Origin of the sequence: Streptomyces sp. TSRI0107, assembly GCF_001905845.1 — a bacterium.
Taxonomy (GTDB): Bacteria; Actinomycetota; Actinomycetes; order Streptomycetales; family Streptomycetaceae; genus Streptomyces.
This window is the reverse complement of the sequence record NZ_LIVZ01000005.1, coordinates 430117-448630: the sequence shown is the minus strand read 5'-3', so window position 1 is coordinate 448630 and position 18514 is coordinate 430117. Positions and strand designations below refer to the sequence as shown.

Annotated in this window: 12 protein-coding genes; 5 read left to right on the top strand and 7 right to left on the bottom strand. The window is 74.5% G+C overall.

The genetic code is table 11. The features are described 5' to 3' along the window. Positions 1 to 82: 82 nt before the first annotated feature. The 4 genes from AMK31_RS15775 to recG form a co-directional block, all read right to left on the bottom strand. A complete protein-coding gene (locus tag AMK31_RS15775) occupies positions 83 to 1165 on the bottom strand; it encodes an ATP synthase F0 subunit B (RefSeq protein ID WP_073941142.1) in 1083 nt (360 codons plus the stop codon). A 99-nt stretch (positions 1166 to 1264) separates the two neighbouring features. After that, positions 1265 to 1774 (bottom strand): pantetheine-phosphate adenylyltransferase, encoded by a 510-nt coding sequence (coaD, locus tag AMK31_RS15770; RefSeq protein WP_073941141.1) that lies wholly within the window; start codon positions 1772 to 1774, stop codon positions 1265 to 1267. Further along, complete coding sequence (rsmD, locus tag AMK31_RS15765; protein ID WP_274535965.1) at positions 1771 to 2481, bottom strand: 16S rRNA (guanine(966)-N(2))-methyltransferase RsmD; 711 nt, start codon at positions 2479 to 2481, stop codon at positions 1771 to 1773. The genes coaD and rsmD overlap by 4 nt, the downstream gene beginning before the upstream one ends. 38 nt (positions 2482 to 2519) lie before the next feature. Further along, a complete protein-coding gene (gene recG / locus AMK31_RS15760; protein WP_073941139.1) occupies positions 2520 to 4718 on the bottom strand; it encodes an ATP-dependent DNA helicase RecG in 2199 nt (732 codons plus the stop codon). 191 nt (positions 4719 to 4909) lie between these two features. Between recG and AMK31_RS15755 the strand changes: the two genes are divergently transcribed. Both AMK31_RS15755 and AMK31_RS15750 read left to right on the top strand, forming a co-directional pair. Then, positions 4910 to 6745 carry an HSP90 family protein gene (locus AMK31_RS15755; RefSeq protein ID WP_073941138.1) on the top strand — a complete coding sequence of 612 codons (1836 nt, stop codon included), beginning with the start codon at positions 4910 to 4912 and terminating at the stop codon, positions 6743 to 6745. Beyond that, positions 6745 to 9771 carry a hypothetical protein gene (locus tag AMK31_RS15750; RefSeq protein ID WP_073941137.1) on the top strand — a complete coding sequence of 1009 codons (3027 nt, stop codon included), beginning with the start codon at positions 6745 to 6747 and terminating at the stop codon, positions 9769 to 9771. The genes AMK31_RS15755 and AMK31_RS15750 overlap by 1 nt, the downstream gene beginning before the upstream one ends. 338 nt (positions 9772 to 10109) lie before the next feature. On the opposite strand, the gene AMK31_RS15745 is transcribed toward AMK31_RS15750, so the two are convergent. Continuing rightward, positions 10110 to 11798, bottom strand: a complete 1689-nt coding sequence (locus tag AMK31_RS15745) for a DAK2 domain-containing protein (RefSeq protein ID WP_073941136.1) — start codon at positions 11796 to 11798, stop codon at positions 10110 to 10112. 264 nt (positions 11799 to 12062) lie between these two features. Between AMK31_RS15745 and rpmB the strand changes: the two genes are divergently transcribed. From rpmB to AMK31_RS15730, 3 genes are all read left to right on the top strand, one after another. Further along, positions 12063 to 12248 (top strand): 50S ribosomal protein L28, encoded by a 186-nt coding sequence (gene rpmB, locus AMK31_RS15740; RefSeq protein WP_003993230.1) that lies wholly within the window; start codon positions 12063 to 12065, stop codon positions 12246 to 12248. A 114-nt stretch (positions 12249 to 12362) separates the two neighbouring features. Beyond that, positions 12363 to 15377, top strand: coding sequence for a BTAD domain-containing putative transcriptional regulator (locus AMK31_RS15735; protein ID WP_073941135.1), 3015 nt, complete (start codon positions 12363 to 12365; stop codon positions 15375 to 15377). Positions 15378 to 15412: 35 nt separating this feature from the next. After that, positions 15413 to 16711, top strand: coding sequence for an FAD-dependent monooxygenase (locus tag AMK31_RS15730; protein WP_079186840.1), 1299 nt, complete (start codon positions 15413 to 15415; stop codon positions 16709 to 16711). Here the strand turns inward: AMK31_RS15730 and thiD are convergent. Both thiD and AMK31_RS15720 read right to left on the bottom strand, forming a co-directional pair. Beyond that, positions 16693 to 17505, bottom strand: coding sequence for a bifunctional hydroxymethylpyrimidine kinase/phosphomethylpyrimidine kinase (gene thiD / locus AMK31_RS15725; RefSeq protein ID WP_107468618.1), 813 nt, complete (start codon positions 17503 to 17505; stop codon positions 16693 to 16695). The genes AMK31_RS15730 and thiD overlap by 19 nt on opposite strands. Then, complete coding sequence (locus AMK31_RS15720; RefSeq protein WP_073941134.1) at positions 17502 to 18467, bottom strand: thiamine-phosphate kinase; 966 nt, start codon at positions 18465 to 18467, stop codon at positions 17502 to 17504. Before AMK31_RS15720 ends, thiD begins: the two co-directional genes overlap by 4 nt. Positions 18468 to 18514 lie beyond the last annotated feature (47 nt).

The window sequence follows — 18514 nt, the reverse complement described above, 5'->3', positions numbered from 1 at the left end:
CCCGGGCAGCGCTGATCGCGAACGTACGCGCGACCGAAGAGCCAGGATACTGGACCTTTCGCTCTGGGCCCAATCCGCGGGGTCAGCCGTTGCCGCGTCCCTGTTCGTACGCCCTCAGCTGCTCGGCGCTGATCATGCTGGTGTCGAAGAGGCTGGTCTCGTCCAGGGCGTAGCCCTGCTGGGCCTGCGGGGGCTGCGACGGCTGAGGCGGGACCTGCTGGAGGGCCTGCTGGGCCTGCTGGGCCTGCTGCGGCACGTAGGCGGCCTGCTGGGCGTCGTAGCCCTGATAGGCGTAGGGGTCGGCCTGCTGGTAGCCGTAGGGGTCGTGCTGGCCGTAGCCCTGCTGGTAGCCGCCGTAGGGGTCCGGCTGCTGCTGATAGCCGTACGCCGGTTCCGGCTCGGCCGGCTGCTGCTGCCGGGCGGGCTGCTCCGCCTGGGCGTCCTGCTCGGCGAGGGCGGCGAGGTCGGCCAGGTAGTCGGCGTCGCTGGAGTGCTGGACCGTGCCGAGATCGTCGGAGAGGGCGCCGAGGTCGTCGGTGGCGATCCGGCCGTGCAGCTTCTGCCGGCCGCGTCCGACGGCCTCCAGGGTCTTGGCGAGGACCGCCTCGAAGGCGCCGAGCTTGGCGTCCACGTACTCGTCGGCGGTACGGCGCAGGGTCTCCGGGTCGTGGCTGCGCTCCGGGGCGTCCTCGTCCGCGTAGCCCTGCTCGTCGAGGCCGGGGCCGGTGCCGAGCAGCTTCTCGCGGCCGCGGCCGACCGAGCCGAGCGTCTTGGTGAGCACGACCTCGAAGTTGGCGAGCTTGGAGTCGACGTACTCGTCGGCCTCGGCGCGGACCTCCTCGGCCTCCTGGCGGGCCTCGGCGAGGATCCGGTCGGCCTCGGCCTGGGCGCGGCGGGCGACCTCGGTGTCGGAGATCAGGGAGCCGCGTTCGGCGTGCGCGCTCTGGATGATCCGCTCGGCCTCCTGGCGGGCCTGCTCGACCATCTGCTCACGGCCGCCGATCAGCTCCCGCGCCTGGGCGAGGGAGTCGGGCAGCGCCGCGCGCACCTCCTCCAGCATGGAGAGCAGTTCGGCGCGGTTGACCACGCACGAGGCCGACATCGGCATCGACCGGGCACTGGAGACCGCCGCGACGATCTCGTCGAGCTTCTTCTGCACGTCCACCGTGTGCTCGCCACTCTCTACAGCTGTGTTGGAGACGGACGGGACGACTGTACGGCCATGGGGCGCGTGGTGGACACCGGGTGACGGGACGTCAGGGGATCAGTCCTGGCGCAGCCGCTCGGTGAGGGCCTCCAGGACCACCTGCGGCACCAGGTGGGAGACGTCTCCGCCCCATGCCGCGACCTCCTTGACCAGCGAGGACGACAGGAAGCTGTAGGTGGGGTTGGTCGGCACGAACAGCGTCTCGACACCCGTGAGGCCGTTGTTCATCTGGGCCATCTGAAGCTCGTAGTCGAAGTCGCTGACCGCGCGGAGGCCCTTGACGATCGCGGGGATGTCGCGCTGCTTGCAGAAGTCGACGAGGAGGCCGTGGAAGGCCTCGACGCGGACGTTGGCGTACTCGGAGGTGACCTGGCGGATCAGATCGATCCGCTCGTCGATCTCGAACAGGCCCTTCTTGGCCTTGTTGATCATCACCGCGACGTAGACCTCGTCGTAGAGACGGGAGGCGCGGGCAATGATGTCGAGGTGTCCGTTGGTGATCGGGTCGAACGACCCGGGACAGACGGCGCGGCGCACTTGAGTTCCCTCGCTCTCCGGTCCGGTCATGGTGCGTCTTCGCACGTAGAGGCGGCGCGACCGTACCAAAACGTTCCCTCTCCGTAGCGCCGGGACCTCAGCGGCTCGAAGCCGTCCGGCCATACGAATTCCCCGCCTCTGGTGCTGCGCTCAACGGTGACGAGGGCGTCGTCGGCGAGCCACCCCTCCGAGCGGAGTGTGAGCAGAATCTCGCGAAGATCGTGATCTGTGACTCGGTACGGCGGGTCGAGGAAGACGAGGTCGTACGGCTGCTCCGGCCGGGCGTCACGGATGATCTGTTCCGCTTTGCCCGCCCGGACCTCGGCGCCCGGCAGGCCCAGGTTCCTGACGTTCTCCCGCACCGTGCGGGCCGCCCGGGCGTCGGCCTCGACCAGCAGGGTGTGGCCCGCGCCGCGCGACAGTGCCTCCAGGCCGACGGCGCCGGAACCGGCGTACAGGTCGAGGACCCGCTCGCCGTCCAGGGGGCCGCCCAGCAGGGACTGCCAGGTGGAGAAGAGGCCCTCGCGCGCGCGGTCGGAGGTGGGGCGGGTGCCTGTTCCCGGCGGGACGGCTAGGCGACGTCCGCCGGCCTTGCCGGCGATCACGCGGGTCATCTGGGGTCCTTGGTGGTGGGTGACTGACGGGTTCAGTCTGGCAGGCGGAGGTGGCGGGTGCTTTCCGTCGTGGGCGGCCGCGGGTTCGCCGTGGTCGATCGCGCCCCCGCGGCGGAGCCGCATATCGATCCAGCCCCGCGCCCCTTGACCGGCGCCGTCCGTCACCCCTTCTCCAGGTACTGCTCCCGCTCCTCGTCCAGAAGGGCGTCCAGGGCCGTCCGCAGGCCCGGGAGGTGGGTCAGCTCGGGGTCGGCGGCGACCACCTTGGTCGCCTCCTCCCTGGCCTCGGCGATGATCTCCTCGTCCTCGATGACGGCGAGGACCTTCAGGCTGGTGCGGGCGCCGGACTGGGCCTGGCCGAGGACGTCGCCCTCGCGGCGCTGTTCGAGGTCGATGCGGGACAGTTCGAAGCCGTCGAGGGTGGAGGCGACCGCGTTCAGCCGCTGGCGGGCGGCGCTGGCCTCGGGCATCTCGCTGACCAGCAGACACAGGCCGGGGGCGGAGCCGCGGCCCACCCGGCCGCGCAGCTGGTGGAGCTGCGAGACGCCGAAGCGGTCGGCGTCCATGATCACCATCGCGGTGGCGTTGGGCACGTTGACGCCGACCTCGATGACGGTGGTGGCGACGAGGACGTCCGTCTCGCCGGCGGCGAAGCGGCGCATGACGGCGTCCTTGTCGTCCGGGTGCATCCTGCCGTGCAGGACCTCCACCCGCAGGCCCTGGAGGGGGCCCTTGGCGAGCTGGTCGGCGACGTCGAGGACGGCGAGCGGGGGCCGCTTCTCCGCCTCGTCCTCGGCGGACTGCTTCTTCCTGATGTCCACCTCCTCGTCGCCGATGCGGGGGCAGACGACGTACGCCTGATGACCGTTCGACACCTCCTCGCGCACCCGTTCCCAGGCCCGGGCGAGGAAGTGCGGCTTGTCGGCGGCGGGGACGACATGGCTGGCGATCGGGGAACGGCCGGCCGGGAGCTGGTCGAGGACCGAGGTCTCCAGGTCGCCGAAGACGGTCATGGCGACCGTGCGCGGGATGGGCGTGGCGGTCATGACGAGCAGGTGCGGGGGCTGCTTGCCCTTGCCGCGCAGGGCGTCGCGCTGCTCGACGCCGAAGCGGTGCTGTTCGTCGACCACGACCAGGCCCAGGTCGTGGAACTGCACCTTGTCCTCGATCAGCGCGTGCGTGCCGATCACGATCCCGGCCTCGCCGGTGACCAGGTCGAGCAGCGCCTGCCGGCGGGCGGCGGCGCCCATGGAGCCGGTGAGCAGCACGACCTTGGTGCCGTGCTCCGCCCCGCCGAGCATCCCGCCCTCGGCGAGCTCGCCCATCATCTCCACGATCGACCGGTGGTGCTGCTGGGCGAGCACCTCGGTGGGTGCGAGCATCGCGGCCTGCCCGCCGGCGTCGACGACGGCGAGCATGGCGCGCAGCGCGACCATCGTCTTGCCGCTGCCGACCTCTCCCTGGAGCAGCCGGTGCATCGGGTGCTCGGTGGCCAGGTCGTCGAAGATCTCCTTGGAGACCTTGCGCTGGCCCTCGGTGAGGGTGAAGGGGAGGCGGTCGTCGAAGGCGGTGAGGAGGCCGTGCGGCGCGGGCCTGCGGGGGACCGCCGGGAGTTGGGCGTCGGCGTGGCGGCGGCGGGCCAGGGCGACCTGGAGGACGAACGCCTCGTCCCACTTGAGGCGGTCGCGGGCGGCGGCGATGTCCGCCTTGGTGTGCGGGCGGTGGATCTTGAGCAGGGCCTCGGAGAGCGGGACCAGGCCGCGGCCCTCGCGCAGGGCGGGCGGAAGCGGGTCGACGGCCTCCTGGGCGCTGGGCAGGACGGTCTGCACCGCCTTGCCGAGCTTCCAGGACTCCAGCTTGGCGGTCGCGGGATAGATGGGGATCAGGGCGCCGGCCCAGGTCTCCACGGTCTCCTCGCTGTCGCCGCGCAGGAGTTCGTAGGCCGGGTGGGCGAGTTGGAGGCGGCGGTTGAAGACGGAGACCCGGCCGGCGAACATCGCGTGCGTTCCGGGCAGGAGTTCCTTGAGGGGCTTGTGCACGCCGTTGCCGAAGAAGACCAGCTGGAGCCGGCCGCTGCCGTCGGTGATGGTCACCTCCAGCCGCTGGCCCTTGCCGCGGGGGGCCTTGGCGGAGGCGAAGGTGTGCAGGCGGGCGTCGGCGACCTGGGCGACCACGGTGACGTGCTCGTCCATGGGGAGGTCGGCGAGGTGGGTGAGCTGGCCCCGCTCCTCGTATCTGCGTGGGTAGTGGTGCAGGAGGTCGCCGACGGTGTGCAGGCCGAGGTGCTCGGCCATCACCTTCGCGGTGGCGGGGCCGAGCACCTTCTTCAGGGGTTCTTCCAGTGCGGGCACGAGATCCATTGCACACCACGGCACTGACAACGCGCAGGTGACGCCCTGCGGGCCATGCCGTTTCGGTCTGGGGAAGCCATGGTCAGGCGGCTCGATCGGGCTCTAGGATGACGCGCTCCGGCCATCCTTTCCGCGGTCACCGCCTCACCGGGGCCGCCCGACCCCGCGCCGTAGCTTCTCCCCCCAACGGCGCTGTGACGATGGACTCCCAGACCTCACAGTCATCACAGGCATCCGAGGCACCTTCCGCGCCTCATACGTTCCAGGTCGACCTGCGCGGCCTGGTGGACCTGCTCTCCCATCACCTCTACTCCAGTCCCAAGGTCTACCTGCGGGAACTGCTGCAGAACGCCGTCGACGCCATCACCGCCCGGCGGGCCGGGCAACCCGACGCCCCGGCCCGGGTGCGGCTGTACGCGGAAGACGGTGCGCTGCGCGTGGAGGACTCCGGCATCGGGCTCACCGAGTCCGATGTGCACACTCTGCTGGCGACCATCGGCCGCAGCTCCAAGCGGACCGACGGCCTGCGGGAGGCGCGCTCGGACTTCCTCGGGCAGTTCGGCATCGGGCTGCTGGCGTGTTTCCTGGTCGCCGAGCGGATCCGGGTCGTCAGCCGCAGCGCCCGTACGCCGGACGCCCGGCCCGTGGAGTGGACGGCGTCGGACGACGGCTCGTACACCGTGCGGACCCTGCCCGCCGAGGCCCGGCCCGAACCCGGCACCACCGTGCACCTCGTGGCGCGGCCCGGTGCCGCGGAGTGGCTGTCCGAGGAGCGGGTGCTGGCGCTGGCCCGGGACTTCGGCTCGCTGCTGCCGTACGACGTGCGGGTGGGCGAGGAGGAGGTCACCGACCTGCCCGCGCCCTGGGACCGGCCGTACCCCTCCCCCGCCGCCCGTCGGGTGGCCCTCGCCCGGCACTGTCACGAGCAGTTCGGGTTCACGCCGCTGGACTCGATCGACCTGGACGTGCCGCTGGCGGGCATACGCGGTGTCGCGTACGTCCTGCCCGCCGCGGTCAGCCCGGCCCAGCGCGCCCGGCACCGGGTGCATCTGAAGGGCATGCTGCTGACCGAGCGGGCCGAGCAGCTGCTGCCCGACTGGGCGTTCTTCGTGCGCTGTGTCCTCGACACCGACAGTCTGCGGCCCACCGCCTCACGGGAGGCGCTGTACGAGGACGAGACCCTGGCCGCCGTACGCGAGGCGCTCGGGGAGCGGATCAGGTCCTGGCTGACCGGGCTGGCGGCCGGTGATCCGCAGCGGCTGACGGCCTTCCTCGCCGTGCACCACCTGGGTGTGAAGTCGCTGGCGCGGCACGACCGGGAGATGCTGCGCACGATGCTGCCGTGGCTGCCCTTCGAGACGACCGACGGGCAGCTGTCCCTGGAGGAGTTCGCGCGGCGGCACCCGGTGGTGCACTTCACGCGGACCGTGGAGGAGTTCCGGCAGGTCGCGCCGATCGCCTCCGCGCAGGGCGTCGGCGTCGTCAACGGCGGCTACACCTACGACAGCGAACTGGTCGAGGCGCTGCCGTCGGTCTGTCCGGGGGCGTCGGTCGCCGAGCTGGACGCGGACACGGTGACCGCCCATCTGGACGCCGTCGACCCGGGCGAGGAGCTGGCGCTGGCGGACTTCCTGGCCGCCGCGCGGGCCGCCCTGGACCCGCTGGGCTGCGACGTCGTCCTGCGTTCCTTCCATCCGCTGTCGGTGCCCGCGCTGCATCTGGACGACCGGGCGGCCCGGCACGAGCAGGCCCGCGCGGAGGCCGAGGAGCAGGCCGACGAGCTGTGGGCGGGCATCCTCGGTTCGCTGCGCGGCGGTGCCCCCCGCGCGCGTCTGGTGCTGAACCACCTCAATCCGCTGATCCGGCGGATCGGTTCCCTGCCCGACCGGGAGCTGATCGGCACGGCCACGGAGTCCCTGTACGGCCAGGCCCTGCTGATGGCGCAGCGCCCGCTGCGGCCCGCCGACTCGGCGCTGCTGAACCGGGCGTTCCTCGGCCTCCTGGAATGGGCCACTCACCGCGAGGACGAGCACTGATGAGCGAGATCACGGACTTCGACTCCCTGCGCCAGGCGCTGGCGGAGAACGCGGCACGCCCGGAGGGGCCGGCCCGCAACGCCCGCGCGGAGCAGCTGCTGGCCGCGGCGGAGCGGCTGGACGTCCCGCTCGCCGTGATCGAGGCGCTGGGCCATCAGCTGACGGTCTACAACTACAGCTCCGAGAAGGACAAGATGTTCGTCCCGTTCGCGCGGCTGCTGCGCATGTGGGACGAGCGCCCGGAGGACTTCGACGAGCAGGAGACCCATTCGCTGCACTGGGTCTTCAAGTGGATGACGACCGGCATGCTGGACCAGCCGCACATCCCGCTCGCCTCGATCGAGAAGTGGCTCGGCGAGATGGAGCGGCGCTACCGGCTGGCGGGGCACTCCGAGCGGGCGGTGCGCAGCGCCGAGTTCCATGTGGCCGCGCACGTCGGGGACGTGCCCCGCGCGGAGCGCGCGTACGCCGCGTGGCTGGCCGCCGACCGGGACTCCATGGCCGACTGCCACGCCTGCGAACTGGACGGGCAGGGCTGGTGGCAGGCGGAGCGCGGCCGGGACGAGGAGGCGCTGCGGTTCTGGCGGCCCGTGCTGGACGGCGAGTTCAGCTGTGCCCACGAGCCGCACGCGGCGCTCGCCTCCTCGCTGCTGCCGCTGGTGCGGCTCGGCCGGCTGGACGAGGCGCGGGGTCACCATCTGCGGGGTTTCCGGCTGGTGCGCGCCAAGGAGAGCATGCGCAGCGCGTACGCGGAGCACGTGGAGTTCTGCGCGCTGACCGGCAACGAGGCGCGCGGTCTGGAGCTGCTGGCGGAGCGGCCGGCGTACTTCACGGACACCGGGCAGCCGCGCAGCCGGATGGAGTTCCTGAGCGTGGTGGCGCTGCTGATGGGCCGGCTGACGGTGCTCGGCTTCGGCGGGCGGCAGGTGCCGGGACCGGCCGGACGGTCGTGGACGGCGGCCGAACTCGCCGGGCACGCGCGCGTGGAGGCGCTGGCGCTGGCGGCGCGGTTCGACCAGCGCAACGGCACGACGTACGTCAGTGAGCGGGTCCGCGCGCGCATGGATCAGCCGGCGCTGGTGGACCGGCTCCCGCTGGGCGTGCGCTCCCAGCGCCAGGCACCGGCGGCGCCCGCGGCGCCCGATCCCGCGCTCGCCACGGACGCGCGCCCCGCCGCGCTCACCGACGCGAACGGCGCGAACGCCGACGCGGGCGGCACCGGCTCCGGCCCGCGGGCCGGCCTCGACGCGCTGCTGGCCGAGGCCCGGCGGCTGTCGGACACCCTGCAGCCGAACGCCGTCGAGGCGTGGGCCGCGGTCGCGCGCGCCGCCGAGGCGGCCGACGGCGTCGAGCTGGCCGCCCGTGACCGCGCGGAGATCGCCGACCACGAGGCGATGGGCCTGGGCCCGGAGGGCGCCGCCCTGTTCGAGCGCGCCGCGGAGCTGTACGCGGAGGCCGGCGACCCCGGCGAGGCGCTGGCCGCCCTGGCCCGTGCCGCGTACGTCCGCGCGCTCGCGGGCCGGGTCGACGAGGCGGTGGCCGCGGTCGCCGAGCCGTACGACCGGGTGCTCGCGCTGTACGCCGAGGACGGCACGGGCATAGGCCAGGCCGCGTCGGTGCTGATGGGCCGGGCGCGGATCCTGATGCGGCGGGTGTACGAGCTGGAGGAGCCCGCCGGGGACGACGTACCGCCTCCGTCCGCCGACCCCGTCCTGGCCGAGGCGGAGGCCGCCGTCCGGGAGGTGCTGGCGCTGGTGGACGGGCACACCGGGGGTGATGTGCGGCTGGCCTCGCGGGCCGCCGAGGCGCGGGCGATGCTCGCGGAGCTGGCGGCGCGGGCCGGGGACGCACGCACGGCGACGGGGCTGTTCGCGCGGGCCGCCGCGGAGTACGCGGCCATGGGGCTGCCGTGGTTCGCCGTGGAGTACGAGGTCCGGCTGGCGGGGCTCGCGCACCAGCTCGGCGACGAGGCGGAGGCGGAGCGGGCGCTGCGCGCCGCCCTGGGGCACGGCGGGGCCCACCTGGAGCCCGTCGGGCGCGCCCAGCTGCACCTCCAGCTGGCCGAGGTGGTCGGCGGCCGGGGCGCGGCCGAGGAGGCCGCCGAGCACGCCCTGGAGGCGGCGCACTGGGCCGACGAGGCGGGCGAGGGCCGCACCCTCGGCCCGTGGGCGCGGCAGCTGCTCGGCGGGTTCCTGCTGCGGCAGGGCCGCTGGGCCGAGGCCGCCGAGGTGCTGGAGTCGGCGCTGCCCGACCTGAGCGCCGAGACGCACGGCGACGGCGCGGTCGTCCAGACGCTGTGGTGGCTCGGCGACTGTCTGGGCGAGCTGGGAGAGCACCAGGCGGCGGCCGAGCGGCGGCTGCAGGCCGCCGAGATCGCCCGGCACTGGCCCGAGCAGCACGACCACGCGACCCTCGCCCACCTCGCCGCCGAGTCCCTGGGCCAGGCGGACATGCCGGCCGAGGCCGACCGGGCGTACGCGCGCGCGGGCGACCTGTGGCGTTCGCTCGGCAACGTGCACGGCCTGGTCCGCTCGCTGCGGGCCCGCGCGTGGCTGGCGCTGCGCACCCAGGACGGCCCGGACCGGGCGCGGGAGCTGATGGCGGACGCCCTGCGGGAGTGCGCGGCGGCGCCCGCCGCGGCACCGGACGAGGAGGCGCGGCAACGGCTCGCCGCCGAACTGGGCCACACGCACCGGCAGTTCGGCGACCTGCTGGCCCGCTCGTGCACGGAGGACGCCGAGGACGGCTCGATCCAGGACGTGTTCGAGGAGGCTCTGGCGCAGATGGCGAACGCCGTCGCGGTGTTCGCCGCCCTCGGCGACGAGGCCCTGCCCAGCCGTACCGGCGCCGAACTGGCCGCCGGCTGGCTGGAGGCCGACCTGGGCCGCCCGGCCGAGGCCGCGGCACGCGCGCGTGGAGTGCTGGCGGCGTACGCCGACGCCTCGGAGGAGGACGAGGTGGCGCGGACGCGTCGGGCAGAGGCGGAGCAGATGCTGCGGGTGGTGCGGGAGCAGGAGGACGGCTGAACGGCGCGCCCCGCGCGGGTCCGGTGAACGGCGCGCCCCGCGCGGGACCGGCGGACGGCACGCCCCGGGCGGGGCCCCGAACCGCACGCCCGCGCGGGACCGGCGAACCGTCCGCCTCGCGGGGCCGGCGAACGGCACGCCCCGGGCGGGGCCGGCGAACGGCACACCCCGGGCGGAGCTCCGAACCGCACGCCCGCGCGGGACCGGCGAACCGTCCGCCTCGCGGGGCCGGCGAACGGCACGCCCCAGGTGGGGCCGGCGAACGGCACACCCCGGGCGAGGCCCCGAACCGCACCCCCCGCGCGAGACCGGCGAACCGCACGCCCCGCGCGGGACCCCTACTCCACCCCGATCAGCACCAGCGATCCCTGTCGTCCGCCCCGGTACACCACGGTGTCCACGGCCAGGTACGCCTCCCGTACCCGGGCCTCCAGCCGGTCGGCGACGGATCGGGGCACCTCGTCGCCGAGGACGACGGTGACCAGTTCCCCGCCGGCCGCGAGCATGCGGTCGAGGACGGTCTCGGCGGTGGCGGTGACGTCCGAGCCGATCACGGCCACGTCGCCGTCGATGAGGCCGAGCACGTCGCCGGCCTGGCAGATGCCGGCCATGGTCCAGGACTGTTCCTCGGCGACGGCGACCTCGGCGTAGCGGGTCGCGCCCGCCGCCGAGGTCATGGCGACGACGTCCTCGTCGAAGCGGCGCTCCGGCTCGTGCACCGCGAGCGCCGCGATGCCCTGCACGGCGGAGCGGGTCGGGATGAGGGCCACGCGGATGCCCTCCGTCCGGGCCTGCTCGGCCGCCGCCGCGGCGGTGTGGCGCAGCTCGGCGTCGTTGGGCAGCAGCACGACCTCGCGCGCGTGGGCCCGGCGTACGGCGTGCAGGAGTTCCCCGCTGGCGGGCGGCTCCCCGGGGCGCGCGAGCACCGTGGTCGCGCCCGCGTCGGCATACAGCCCGGCCAGGCCCTCGCCGGGCACGACGGCGACCACCGCGCGCTGGACACGCTCCACGGGCGGCCGCTCACCGCGCGCGGTGTGCACGTCGCCGGCGCCGAAGTGGGTGATCCGGATCCGGTACGGCCGGCCGGCCTCGACGCCCGCCTCCACGGCGGCGCCGGCGTCGTCCACGTGCACATGGACGTTCCACAGTCCGTCGCCGCCGACCACGACGAGGGAGTCGCCGAGGGCGTCCAGCTGCCGCCGCAGCCGCGCCACGGCATCGTCGTCGGCCTCCAGCAGGTAGATCACCTCGAAGGCGGGACCGCCGTCCTCCGGGGTCGCCGCGGCGTCCGGGCAGAGATGCGGCTCCGCCGCGTCGCCCTCCCCGCGCGCGTGCCCCGCGGACAGCGAGGTCGGCACCCCGCGCGGTGCCTCGCCGGTGAGGGTCTCCACGAGGGCTCCCAGCACCGCCACCAGTCCCCGTCCCCCGGCGTCGACCACCCCGGCGCGCTCCAGCACGGCCAGCTGCCCGGGGGTCGCGGCGAGCGCGGCGAGCGCCCCTTCGTGGGCGGCCCGCGCGACGGCCCCGCAGTCCCCCTCGGCTTTCCCTGCCGCGTCGGCGGCTGCCGAGGCGACGGTCAGCACCGTGCCCTCGACGGGGTGGGCGACGGCCTGGCGGGCGGAGTCGGCGGCCCGGCGCAGGGCGAGGCGCAGCCCGGGGCCGTCGGTGTGCGGGGCGTCGTCGGCGGCGAGCACCTGGGCCATGCCGCGCAGCAGCTGGGCGAGGATGGTCCCGGAGTTCCCGCGGGCCCCGATGAGCGCGCCGTGCGCCATCGCGCGCACGGCCTGCGCGAGTGAAGGGCGTTCCGGCCGCCGCGACCCGACCTCGTGGCCGGCGAACACCGCGTCCACGGCGGCGGCGGCCGACTCGACGGTCAGATACAGGTTCGTGCCGGTGTCGCCGTCCGCCACCGGGTACACGTTGATCGCGTCGATCTCCTCGCGCGCCCGCCCGAGGGCCTGGAGCGCGAGACCGCACCAGGTGCGCACCGCGAGAGCATCGAAGAATGTCTGCGGCACCTGCGGCACCTGCGCCTCCTTGAGCTGCTGGACTGGACGCAGCGTAGACCCAGGGCCGGTGACCGCCGGAAGAGGGCCGGGGCGGGCCCCGGAGCAGCCGTGGTAGTTTCGTTCCACGGGCGCAGCCGTTGTATGCTGCTCCGGTTGCCCGATCTGATCGGGCTGTTCCCCTGGCAACGCCACTCAGATCTCAGATCGCTCGTAGAGCCTAAGATCTCGATCCCGGCATGCCGGGATTAACCGTAAGTGCATCTGAAGTCTTTGGAGTGACCCGTGGCTGCCAACTGCGACGTCTGCGGCAAGGGGCCGGGCTTCGGCAACAACATCTCGCACTCGCACCGCCGTACGTCCCGCCGCTGGAACCCGAACATCCAGCGTGTGCGTACCGTGGTGGGCGGGACGCCGAAGCGCGTGAACGCTTGCACCTCGTGCATCAAGGCCGGCAAGGTCTCGCGCTGACGCTCAGCTGAGCGCGCGGCCACTGCCGGTTCGCTGCAGAAGCCGGTCCACTCACGTGGGCCGGCTTTTTGCTGTGCCCGCCTCCGGGCCGGCGCCTGCTGCCAGAATCCGGGGATGCGTTTCGGCATTCTGGGCCCCCTGGAGCTCCGCACCGAGGACGGCGCCCCCGTCGACCCGGGCGGTCCCCGCCCACGCGCCCTGCTCACCCTTCTGCTGCTGGCTCCCGGCCGGCCCGTCTCCACGGGCCGTCTGACCGAGGGCCTTTACGGCTCCGAGCCGCCCGCGGGCGCCGCGAACGCGCTCCAGTCGCAGATCTCCCGGCTGCGCAGGCGGCTGGCCCCGCACGCGGAGATCGAGGCCGTCCCGGCCGGTTACCGGCTCGCCGTGCCGCCGGAGTCGGTCGACGCCCACCATTTCGAACGTATGGCCGAGCAGGGTCGGGCGGCGCTCGCCGCGGGTGACCATCGCCACGCCGCCGCCCTGCTCCGCGACGCGCTGGCCCTGTGGCGCGGACCGGCCCTGCCCGACCTGCCGGACGCGCGGGCCGGGGCCACCCGGCTGGAAGAGCTGCGGCTGGCCGCCGTGGGCGACCGGATCGAGGCGGATCTGGCGCTGGGCGGCGGGCCGGAGCTGGTGGCGGAGCTGCGGGCGCTGCTGGTCGCGCATCCGCTGCGCGAGCGGCTTCACGGGCAGCTGATGCGGGCCCTGCACGCGGCGGGGCGGCCGGCGGAGGCGCTGACGGTGTACGAGGAGGCCCGCCGCCGGCTCGCCGACGAACTGGGCACCGATCCCTCGCCGGAGCTGGCGGCGCTGCACCTGGAGCTGCTTCAGGGCACCCGCGCGGACGCCCGCCCGCGCGTCCCCGTCCAGCTCACGCGTTTCGTCGGCCGGGAGGAGGAGCTGGCGCGGATCCGCGCGCTGCTGGCCGACCCCGGCTCCCGGCTGGTCACGCTCACCGGTCCCGGCGGCGCGGGCAAGACCCGGCTCGCGGTGGAGACGGCGACCGCCCAGGCGGGCGTGTGCTTCGTCGAGCTGGCGCCCCTCGGCGACGGCGCGCGGATCCCCTACGCCGTGCTCGGCGCGCTCGGCGTGCGGGAGGGCTTCCGGGGGCCCGCGACGGACGGCACGGACCGGCTGCTGGCCGCCCTGGAGGACCGTGAGCTGCTGCTCGTGCTGGACAACTGCGAGCACGTCGTGGAGGACGCGGCCCGGCTGTGCGCTCTGCTGCTCGGCGCGTGTCCCGGTGTGCGGGTGCTCGCCACCAGCCGCGAGTCGCTGGGGATCACCGGCGAGGTCCTGGTCCCGGTGCCCCCGCTGCCGCCGGAGCCCGCGACACGGCTCTTCCTGGACCGGGCCCGCGCGGTCCGCCCCGATTTCCCGGGGCACGCGCGCGTGGCCGGCATCTGCGCGGCGCTGGACGGGCTGCCGCTGGCCATCGAGCTGGCCGCGGCCCGGCTGCGCACGCTGACGCCCGACGAGCTGGCGGACCGGCTGGACGACCGGTTCCGGGTGCTGTCCCGGGGCGATCGATCCAAGGCGCCCCGGCACCGGACGCTGCGCGCGGTCGTGGAGTGGAGCTGGGACCTGCTGGACGAGGAGGAACGGGAGCTGGCGCGGCGGCTGACCGTGTTCTCCGGGGGCGCCACCCTGGAGGCCGTCGAGGCGGTGTGCGGGGTGCCGTACCCGGAGGACCTGCTGGCGTCGCTGGTCGAGAAGTCCTTCCTGGAGGTCTCCGAGGGGCGCTACCGGATGCTGGAGACGATCCGCGCGTTCGCCGCCGGGACGCTGACGGACGCCGGCCGGCTGCGGGACGCGCACGCCGGGTACTTCCTGCGCCTGGCCGAGCAGGCGGAACCGCGGCTGCGCGGCGCCGGTCAGCTGCCCTGGCTGGCCCGGCTGACCGCCGAGCACGGCAACCTGGACGCGGCCCTGCGCCGGCTGATCCGCACCGCCCCGGCGGACGCCCTGCGCCTGATGGCCGCCCTGACCTGGTTCCGGCGGCTGCGCGGCCTGCACGGCGAGCAGCTGCCGCAGGCCCGCGCGCTGCTCGATACCGTCGGCGGCACACCGCCCGGGGAACTGGCCGAGGAGTACGCCCTGTGCGTGATGAGCGCGGTCACCGGCAGCGGCACCGACCCGGCCGAAGCCGCCCTCGTCGCGCGCGCGACGGACGTGCTGCGCGGGGTGGACCGGCCGCTTCGGCTGCCGTTCACGGTCGTGCTGTGGTCCCTCGTCGGCGGGCCCCGGCCGGCCGTCGACGACCACGACCGCGTCCGCGTCCAGGTCGGGGACACCCCTTGGGGCCGGGCGCTGCTCGATCTGGGTCTGGCCTACCAGGATTTGTTCGCGGGCCGCGCGGCCGAGGCCGAGGCCGCCTTCACCCGCTCCCTGGCCGGGTTCCGGACGGCCGGTGACCGCTGGGGCATGGCCAACTGTCTCGACCCGCTCGCCCACTTCGCCGACTGGCGCGGCGCGTATGACGCGGCGCTGCCGCTGCTCGACGAGGGCCTGCGCCACGTGAGGGAACTGGACGCCCCGGAGGAGACCGCCGACCTGCTGCGCTCCCGCGCGGTGGTGCTGCTTCACCGGCGCGACGTCGGCGCGGCCGTCGCGCACTTCACGGAGTCCGCGGAGCTGGCGCGTGTCGCGGGCGCCACCGACAAGGTGGCGAGCGCCTGGCGCGGCCTCGGCGACGCGGCCCGGGTGTCCGGTGATCCGGCACGCGCGCGTGGGCACTACGAGAGAGCCCTCCAGGTGTGCGCCGCGAACTGGTTCAGCGTCGGGGAGACGGTCCGGATCCTGGTCGGGCTGGGCCGGGCGGCCGCCGCGGAGGGCGACACCGGCGCGGCCCGCGACTGGTTCGCCCAGGCGGGGGCGCACGCCGCGGACTCCCCGGACGTCCTCGCCCTCGCGGACGTCGCCGACGCCCTCGCCTCCGTCGCCGAGCGGCCCGAACGCGCGGCCGAGCTCCTGGGCGCCGCCGTCGGCCTGCGGGGCGCACCCGCCGACGGCGACCCCGAGGTCGTGGGCACCCGGGCCCGGGTCCGCGGTCTGCTGTCCCCGGACGGGTACGAGAAGGCCTTCGAGCAGGGACGGGCGCTGCGGTCGGCGGCGGTCAGCGGACGGTAGGGAAACGGTCAGCGCCTGCCCGGAGGCTGCCGCCCATGACGAAGACACACGACCTCGGTCACCTCACCGTCCTGATCTCCGGCGCGAGCGTCGCCGGCCCCGCCCTCGCCCTGAACCTCGCCCGGTACGGCGCCCGGGTCACGGTCGTCGAGAAGGCCCCGGCGTTGCGGGAGGGCGGCTTCGCGGTCGACTTCCGGGGCCGGGTGCACCGCGAGGTGCTGACCGCCATGGGCATCTGGGAGGAGATCCACGCGCGGCAGACCCACATGGGCCGGCAGACCGTCGTCGACGCCGACGGGCGGGTGCGCGTGGACTTGCCGGCCGAGCTGATGAGCGGCGATGTGGAGATCTCCCGCGGCGAGCTGGCGAAGATCATGTACGAGCGCACCCAGGACTGCGTCGAGTACGTGTTCGGCGACTCGATCGCCGCCCTCACCGACGACGGCGACGGCGTGCACGTCGTCTTCGACAAGGGCGCTCCCCGCCGCTTCGACCTGGTCGTCGGCGCCGACGGACTGCACTCGAACACCCGCCGTCTCGTCTTCGGCGACGAGTCCCGGTACCTGCGCTTCCTCGACCACTACGTGGCCGGCTTCCCGGTCCCCAACCACCTCGGCCTGAACCGCACGGGCGTCCTCCACAGCGAGCCCGGCCGCGCGGTGAGCATCGCCAACCCGGACGGCGACCCGGACCGCGCGGGAGCCCTGCTGGTCTTCCGGTCCGAGCCGCTGACGTACGACCGCCGGGACGTCGCCGGGCAGAAGCGGATCCTCGCCGAGCGGTTCGCGGGGATGGGCTGGGAGGCGCCGAGCGTCCTGCGGGCCCTGGAGGAGACCGACGAGCTGTACTTCGACGCGATCGCCCAGATCCACGTCGACCGTCTCACGCGGGGGCGGGTGGCGCTGGTCGGGGACGCCGGGTACGGCGCCACCATGGGCGGCATGGGCACCGGCGTCGCGATCGTCGCGGCGTACGTGCTGGCCGGCGAGCTGGCCCGCGCGGGTGGGGACCACCGCGTCGCCTTCGCCGGGTACGAGGCCCTGGTCCGGGACTTCGCCAGGGGCTGCCAGAAGATCGCCGGCAACGCGGGCCCGTTCTTCGCCCCGCCGACCGAGCGCCGCATCCGCTCCCGGGACCGCGTGTACCGCCTGCTCGCCTCCCGCCCGCTCGCGGGTCTCCTCAAGCGGCTGACGGAGCGGGCGGCCACGGCCATCGACCTGCCGGACTATCCGGCCCCCGCCAGGACCCTGCCGGACTATCCGGCCCCCGCCAGGACCCTGCCGGACGATCCTGCCCCCGCCGGAACCCGGCGGGACTACCCGGCCTCCGCCTGACCGCGCGTCCCGAGCGCCCAGCCGTGGTCGACCGGCCCGATGCCGCCGCCGAGGGCGAACCCGGCCGCGATCGCCCCGGTGACGTACTCCTTGGCCGCCGTCACCGCCTCCGGCACGGACAGGCCCTTCGCGAGGTGGGAGGCGATCGCGGAGGCCAGGGTGCAGCCGGTGCCGTGGGTGTGGCGGTTGTCGTGCCGGGGCGCGCGCAGCCAGTGCTCCTCGGAGCCGTCGGTGAGCAAGTCGACGGCCTCCCCGGACAGATGGCCGCCCTTGATCACCACCCAGCGGGGCCCGTAACCGAGGACGGCCGCCGCGGCCCGCCGCATGTGCTCCTCGGACTCGACCCGGACGCCGGTCAGTTGGGCGACCTCGTCGAGGTTCGGGGTGGCGACGGTCGCGACCGGCAGCAGCCTGGTCCGTACGGAGTCCAGCGCGGAGGCCGCGAGCAGCGCGTCCCCGTGCTTGGAGACGCCGACGGGGTCGACGACGGCCGGGGCGTCCGTCCCGGAGATCAATTCGGCGACCGTCTCGACGAGTTCCGCCGAGGCGAGCATGCCGGTCTTGACCGCCTGCACGCCGATGTCGTCGACGACACTGCGGTACTGGGCCCGCACCGCCTCCACCGGCAGCTCCCAAGCGCCCTGCACGCCGAGGGAGTTCTGCGCGGTGACCGCGGTGATCACGCTCATGCCGTGCACGCCGAGCGCGAGCATCGTCTTCAGGTCGGCCTGGACGCCGGCGCCGCCACCGGAGTCGGAGCCGGCCACGGTCAGGACCCGGGGCGGCGCGCTCACGACTCGATGTCCCCGAAGTGGTCCCAGCCGCCCTTGCTGGTCCAGGGCGCCCCGTCCACCGTGACCTGCGGCAGCGCGGACGGGTTCAGGACCTCGCCGATCACCTTCCAGCGGGCGGGCAGCTTCACGTCCGGCGGGAAGGTCGCCACGATCGCGTGGTCCTCTCCCCCGGTCAGCACCCACTGGAGGGGATCCACGCCGACCGCCTGCCCGATGTCGTTCATCTGGGAGGGGATGTCGATCGCCCCGGACCGGATGTCGATACGGACCTTGCTGGCCTCCGCGATGTGCCCGAGGTCGGCGATCAGCCCGTCGCTGACGTCGCACATCGCCGTCGCGCCGAGCCCGGCGGCGGCGGGGCCCGCGTGGTACGGCGGTTCCGGGCGCCGGTGCGCCTCGACGAAGGCCCGCGGCGAGCGGAAGCCGCGGGAGAGCACCGCGTACCCGGCGGCGGACCAGCCGAGCCAGCCGGTCACCGCGACCAGGTCGCCGGGCTGGGCGCCGGCCCGGGTCACCGGCTCCTGGTTGCGCAGGTCGCCGAGCGCGGTGATCGACACGGTGATGGTGTCGCCGCGTACGACGTCCCCGCCGACGACGGCCGCGCCCGCGACCTGGCACTCGTCGCGCAGTCCGTCCATCAGCTCGCTCGGCCAGGTCACCGGCAGCTCGGCGGGTACGACCAGGCCCAGCAGCAGCGCGGTCGGCACGGCGCCCATGGCGGCGATGTCCGCGAGGTTCTGCGCGGCGGCCTTGCGGCCGACGTCGTACGCCGTGGACCAGTCGCGGCGGAAGTGCCGCCCCTCGACGAGGATGTCGGTGCTGGCCACGACCCTGCGGTCGGGTGCGGCGACCACCGCGGCGTCGTCGCCGGGGCCGACCCGCACCGCCGGGGTGGTGGTGAGACGGGAGGTGAGCTCCCTGATGAGCCCGAACTCCCCGAGCTCACCAACAGTGCCCTTCATTGCCCTTACGCCCCTTCTGTCCTCGTGCATGCCCGGTCGCGCGTCAT

Coding starts and splice junctions, on each gene's coding strand:
- coaD (WP_073941141.1), bottom strand. CDS start 1,774: ATGACCGGACCGGAGAGCGAGGGAACTCAAGTGCGCCGCGCCGTCTGT.
- rsmD (WP_274535965.1), bottom strand. CDS start 2,481: ATGCGGCTCCGCCGCGGGGGCGCGATCGACCACGGCGAACCCGCGGCC.
- recG (WP_073941139.1), bottom strand. CDS start 4,718: ATGGATCTCGTGCCCGCACTGGAAGAACCCCTGAAGAAGGTGCTCGGC.
- AMK31_RS15755 (WP_073941138.1), top strand. CDS start 4,910: ATGGACTCCCAGACCTCACAGTCATCACAGGCATCCGAGGCACCTTCC.
- AMK31_RS15750 (WP_073941137.1), top strand. CDS start 6,745: ATGAGCGAGATCACGGACTTCGACTCCCTGCGCCAGGCGCTGGCGGAG.
- AMK31_RS15735 (WP_073941135.1), top strand. CDS start 12,363: ATGCGTTTCGGCATTCTGGGCCCCCTGGAGCTCCGCACCGAGGACGGC.
- AMK31_RS15730 (WP_079186840.1), top strand. CDS start 15,413: ATGACGAAGACACACGACCTCGGTCACCTCACCGTCCTGATCTCCGGC.
- AMK31_RS15720 (WP_073941134.1), bottom strand. CDS start 18,467: ATGAAGGGCACTGTTGGTGAGCTCGGGGAGTTCGGGCTCATCAGGGAG.